Annotated in this window: 6 protein-coding genes and 1 pseudogene; 2 read left to right on the top strand and 5 right to left on the bottom strand. The window is 65.2% G+C overall.

Annotated elements, in window-relative coordinates; translation table 11 throughout:
* Positions 1-168: 168 nt before the first annotated feature.
* Positions 169-996, top strand: coding sequence for an EAL domain-containing protein (locus tag VMJ11_RS03770; RefSeq protein WP_325617041.1), 828 nt, complete (start codon positions 169-171; stop codon positions 994-996).
* A gap of 35 nt (positions 997-1,031) precedes the next feature.
* On the opposite strand, the gene murB is transcribed toward VMJ11_RS03770, so the two are convergent.
* Entirely contained in the window at positions 1,032-2,087 is a 1,056-nt protein-coding gene (gene murB, locus VMJ11_RS03775) for a UDP-N-acetylmuramate dehydrogenase (RefSeq protein ID WP_325617043.1), read from the bottom strand.
* Between the two features lie 308 nt (positions 2,088-2,395).
* Here murB and VMJ11_RS03780 point away from each other — a divergent pair, with 308 nt between their 5' ends.
* Positions 2,396-2,881: a YajQ family cyclic di-GMP-binding protein gene (locus VMJ11_RS03780; RefSeq protein ID WP_028209548.1), complete on the top strand. Its 486-nt coding sequence runs from the start codon at positions 2,396-2,398 to the stop codon at positions 2,879-2,881.
* A gap of 63 nt (positions 2,882-2,944) precedes the next feature.
* Here VMJ11_RS03780 and VMJ11_RS03785 read toward each other — a convergent pair whose 3' ends face one another.
* From VMJ11_RS03785 to VMJ11_RS03800, 4 genes and pseudogenes are all read right to left on the bottom strand, one after another.
* The gene (locus VMJ11_RS03785) at positions 2,945-3,433 is read right to left on the bottom strand and encodes an SRPBCC family protein (RefSeq protein ID WP_325617048.1); all 489 of its coding nucleotides are present in this window, start codon (positions 3,431-3,433) and stop codon (positions 2,945-2,947) included.
* A gap of 76 nt (positions 3,434-3,509) precedes the next feature.
* Positions 3,510-4,103 (bottom strand): DUF2442 domain-containing protein, encoded by a 594-nt coding sequence (locus VMJ11_RS03790; protein WP_325617050.1) that lies wholly within the window; start codon positions 4,101-4,103, stop codon positions 3,510-3,512.
* Positions 4,090-4,338: a DUF4160 domain-containing protein gene (locus VMJ11_RS03795; protein ID WP_325617052.1), complete on the bottom strand. Its 249-nt coding sequence runs from the start codon at positions 4,336-4,338 to the stop codon at positions 4,090-4,092. Before VMJ11_RS03795 ends, VMJ11_RS03790 begins: the two co-directional genes overlap by 14 nt.
* Before the next feature lie 284 nt (positions 4,339-4,622).
* Positions 4,623-4,808, bottom strand: a pseudogene (locus tag VMJ11_RS03800) (chemotaxis protein); the annotation flags it as partial.

The following is a 4,808-nucleotide window of genomic DNA, read 5'->3' on the forward strand; positions in this document are numbered from 1 at the left end:
GTGTTAACCCTGACGAGCAGCGGGTGGCCTCCAGAACGCGCGAGTGCGGCCGATAACGTTATGACCAATCAGACCATCCGGCGCGGCCGCGGGCTGCTACCATCGAGCCATGCGGCCCGAGTTCGGGCCCGCGCCATTCACGAGTGCACCGCGCCCCACCCCGTCACCATGATCGCTCCGACCATTCCCGAGCTCGTCGCCCGTTCCGCCGACCATCCGTTTCTTGGCGAGCACCTGGCGATGGGCAGCGGCGCGCATAGCAACCAGGCCGTGGCGCGGCGGCGCGGCGTGGAGTTATTGAGCGCCTACGAACCGATCTACGACATCAGCGTGCACAGCGGGGCCCAGTCGCTCACGGCCGACCTCGCGGCGGCCGCGCGCTTCGGTGACGAGCTCGGCTTTCAGGCGGTCACGCTGCGCGAGCAGGACGGCCAGGTGGCGCCATACGATCCGTTCAGCGACGCGCTCGACGACCCCGAACTCGTCGCCCTCGACCGCATGGTGCGCGCGCTTCATGCGATCAATTTTCTGGGCGGCCAGCAGCACGGGCTGCTCTTCCTGCGCGTGCACGAACGGCTCCTGAAGAGCGTGAAATACGATCATGGGCGGCATTTCTCGAACGTGCTGGTGTCGTTCGGACTCAATCCCGGGCGCATCGTGATCGAGTTGCCTGCGGCGGCGGTCGCGCACCGCACGTTCCTCGGCTATCTCACGAAGAGCTATCAGCGTTACGGGTTCAAGGTGGCGGGCAATCTGCCGAATGCCGGGCAGATTCTCTCGGTATCGGATATGGCGCAGCCCGACTTCGTGAAGATGGACGCGACCTCGGCGCTGCGCGATTCGATGGTGAAGCCGCTCGTGAGCTATGCGGCGCGGCTGCGCATTCCGCTCATTTTCAATCGCGTGGTAGATGAGGCGCAGTTCGAGCAGTTGCAGCAGTACGACGTGCGCTTCGTGCAGGGGCCCGTGTTCGCGCCCCATGACAAGGTGATTTGAGGCTATAGCCAACGGCCAAGCAGGAGCCGAGCGCCTTAGAGGCTGATGGGTTCCTGCTCCAGCTCCACGCCGAAGCGCGCGAGCACGTCGCGCTGGATTGCCTGCGCGAGTTCGAGGATGTCCGCGCCGGTCGCGCCGCCGCGATTAACGAGCACGAGCGCCTGACGCTCATGCACGGCCGCCGCGCGCAGCGCGCGGCCTTTCCAGCCGCAACGGTCGATCATCCAGCCGGCGGCGAGCTTCACGCGCCCGTCAGCCTGGCGGTACGAGACGATCTGCGGCTCGCGCATGATCAGCGCATCGAACTGCGGCGCGTCGATCACGGGATTCTTGAAGAAGCTGCCCGCATTGCCGAGTTCGAGCGGGTCGGGCAACTTTGCGCGCCGTACCGCTACCACGGCGTCGAACACGGCGCGCGCATGCAGCGCCACGCCGGCGTTGCGCTGCTCGATCTCGCGCGCGAGATCGGCATAGCCCGCATTGGGCTGCCACAGCTTCGGCAAGCGGAACGTGACCGACGTGATGACGAAGCGCTCGCGCCCTTCGCGCTTGAAGAAGCTGTCGCGATAGCCGAAGCGGCAGGCAGCCGCGTCGAACTCGACGGGCGCACCCGAGGCCAGCTCGATCGCCCGCACCGACACGCAGCGCTCGGCCATTTCGAGCCCATAGGCGCCGATGTTCTGGATCGGCGCCGCGCCCACCGTGCCCGGAATCAGCGCCAGGTTTTCGAGGCCAGGCATGCCGGCTGCGAGCGTCCAGGCCACGAATTCGTGCCAGTTCTCGCCCGCGGCTGCCTCGACGTACCAGGCGTGCTCGTCCTCACGCGCGACGCGCTTGCCGGCAAGCGCGACGAGCAGCACGAGACCGTCGAAGTCGCGTGTGAGCACGATATTGCTGCCGCCGCCCAGCACGAGCGTGCGCAGCCCGCGCGCGCGCGGATCGCGTATCGCGGCGACAAGATCGGCCTCGCTCTCGACCCGGCACGCGAAGCGCGCGCGCACGTCGAAACCGAACGTGTTGTGCGCGCGCAGCGGATAGCCTGCGGCGAACCACACTGGCGGTGTATCGACGGACGCTTGAAGGTCGGGCATCGGGGAAGAACGGGACACGGACAGCAGATGGAAAAAAGACCGAAAAACCCGGCGCGCGGTAAGGGCTCGGGCTGCGAGGCAGTACCGGGCAACCCCTGGCAGCCGCGGCAACCGCAGCCAACCCCAAGCGCAGCCGCGGGCTACCGCAGCCAACTGCCGGCAGCCCAAGGCAGCCTTGGGCAAACGCAACGGCGCCGGTAGAATGGCGTCGGTCCGTGATTATAGCGAGTGCGCGGCCTGCCGCCGGAAATCAGGGTTGCGGCCCGCAGGCGCACGGTTCGCGCCGCTCGCACTTTTGGGAGAAAGCAATGCCATCGTTTGACGTCGTCAGCGAAGCCAACATGATCGAAGTGAAGAACGCCGTGGAGCAATCCAACAAGGAGATCTCCACGCGCTTCGACTTCAAGGGCTCGGATTCGCGCGTCGAGCAAAAGGAGCGCGAGCTCACCGCGTTCGCCGACGACGACTTCAAGCTCGGCCAGGTCAAGGACGTGCTGGTCTCGAAAATGGCCAAGCGCAATGTGGACGTGCGCTTTCTCGACTACGGCAAGATCGAGAAGATCGGCGGCGACAAGGTCAAGCAGGTCATCACCGTGAAGAAGGGTGTCTCGGGCGACCTCGCGAAAAAGATCGTCAGGCTCGTGAAGGACAGCAAGATCAAGGTCCAGGCGAGCATCCAGGGCGACGCCGTGCGCGTGACGGGCGCCAAGCGCGACGACCTGCAGAGCGTGATCGCCATGCTGCGCAAGGACGTGACCGACACGCCGCTCGACTTCAACAACTTCCGCGACTAAAGCGCCGTTGCGGGGTGGCTCGGGCCACCCCGCTCCGCTTCCTTCCCCCGCGTTTTTCCACGCTCAGTCCCCCTCCACCACGAGCGGCATCAGCACCTCGCCCGTTTCCAGCAGCGTCTTGAGATTCGAGAGGATGCGCGGCCAGCCTTCCGAGACCTTCTCGATGAACTTCGATGCGGGCCGCGCCACGCAATGCGTGATCGTGAGCTTGACCGCATACTCCACCGGCTCGATTTCGATCGTGCAAAGCGAATCGCCCTCGGCGTTCAGCTCGGCGAGGAACATGTTGCGCCAGCGCAGGACGAGCCGACGCGGCGGATCGGACTCGACGACTTCGCCCGAGTCGGCAATGCGGCCGTCGGCAAAACGCAGCGACCATGACGAGCCTCTTTGCCAGTCGCATTCGTGATGCATACCGAACCAGTAGCGCTCGGTGAACTCGCGGCTCGTGAGCGCCGTCCACAGGGCTTGTGGCGTCGCGCGAATGAATGTGACGTAGACGAACGTCGAATCGCCGGCGGCCCCGCCTTGCGTGCGCTTTTCGCTACTCATGGCTGTCTCCTTCAAGTGAGCGTTTGAGGTCGACGAGCGCGGCCACGCGCTCGCATTCGAACTGGCCGATCGCGCATCACGGCGCGAGGCCGGTTGCCTGGTCGACTACCAGATCGGCCGCTTGATCGTCTGCTGGATCGGCTGCTTGATCGGCTACTTGATCGGCTACTTGATCGTCTGCTTGATCGTCTGCTTGATCGGCTGCTCGATCGGCTGCTCGATCGGCTGCTTGATCGTCTGCTTCCACGTCCCCATGACCGGCCGGCTGCTTGCGGGGGCGGCCGCCCTTGCGCCCATTGGCGCGCGCCGCGGCGGCCTTTGCCGGCGAAGTGGCCGAACCCATGGCGCGCGCGAGCTCACGCATCCATTCCTGCGTACCGAACACGCCTTGCAGCAGGCCAGGCGCCCACACCAAAAGGTCGAGCCGCGGAAAGTAGATCGACTGGCCGCCGCCCCAAACCTCGACCTCGGTCAGTTGCGCGGCCGAAGGCGCACGCCCGAGGGCTTGCAGCTCCTGAATTAGCGCAACGGGGACGGCGAGTCCCACGCCGTTGGCGAACTCGATCTCGAGCCGCGCGTGCTTGCGACTGTAGCGCGCGGACACGGCAGCCGGGCTTTGCGCGCCCGCCTTGCGAGCCTCGGTAATCTGCTTCTTGCTAATGGAAACCATGAATCCTCCACCACGCCCTGCATAGCAGGCTGATCTCCGGCTCGAGTGCACGTGCGAGGCGCACGACCTGTTGCTCCGCAAGCTCGTAGAGCTCGCGCAATTCGAGCGGACCGTCAGGGCAATTCAGTTTGAACACACACGATCCTCGCGGACTTGAAACATGAACATGAGCGGGGCGATGGTCGTTCGGGAAGATCGCCACGCGATAACCGGGTACGCGAAGGACTGTGGGCATGGCTCGGATAATAACCTAACGTTGGGTTTTTGAATCCTCTTGATGAGGCGCGCGTTCACCGCCTTTGTCTCAGGACAAACATTGGCGTCCGCGTGAATCCAGCATAACGACGCCGTGCGTGGCGCAAAGTCGTCCGTTTGGGATAGGCCGCGTCAGAACGCGGCGCCGGCGGTCCCGCCGCACCGGCCAAACGGCCAAACGGCGAATCGATCAAACACCAACAACGAAACAGGCGAAAAAAAACGGCGCCGCAGCGCCGTTCTTCTCCTACCGTGCCCACTACGTCAATCGAGCTTGAACTGCCCGACCGCGTCGGCGAGATTGCCGGCCTGGCCGCGCAGCGCCGCGGCAGCAGCCGTCGACTGCTCGACGAGCGCCGCGTTCTGCTGAACCATCTCGTCGAGCTGGCTCACGGCCCGGTTCACCTCCTGGATGCCGCGCGTCTGCTCGCCGGCCGCGTTGGTGACTTC

This window comes from Paraburkholderia sp. (assembly GCF_035501035.1).
Taxonomy (GTDB): domain Bacteria; phylum Pseudomonadota; class Gammaproteobacteria; order Burkholderiales; family Burkholderiaceae; genus Paraburkholderia.

Excerpts from the sequence above, each read along its gene's own strand:
- VMJ11_RS03770 (WP_325617041.1), top strand. The coding sequence starts at position 169 with ATGATCGCTCCGACCATTCCCGAGCTCGTCGCCCGTTCCGCCGACCAT.
- murB (WP_325617043.1), bottom strand. The coding sequence starts at position 2,087 with ATGCCCGACCTTCAAGCGTCCGTCGATACACCGCCAGTGTGGTTCGCC.
- VMJ11_RS03780 (WP_028209548.1), top strand. The coding sequence starts at position 2,396 with ATGCCATCGTTTGACGTCGTCAGCGAAGCCAACATGATCGAAGTGAAG.
- VMJ11_RS03785 (WP_325617048.1), bottom strand. The coding sequence starts at position 3,433 with ATGAGTAGCGAAAAGCGCACGCAAGGCGGGGCCGCCGGCGATTCGACG.
- VMJ11_RS03790 (WP_325617050.1), bottom strand. The coding sequence starts at position 4,103 with ATGGTTTCCATTAGCAAGAAGCAGATTACCGAGGCTCGCAAGGCGGGC.
- VMJ11_RS03795 (WP_325617052.1), bottom strand. The coding sequence starts at position 4,338 with ATGCCCACAGTCCTTCGCGTACCCGGTTATCGCGTGGCGATCTTCCCG.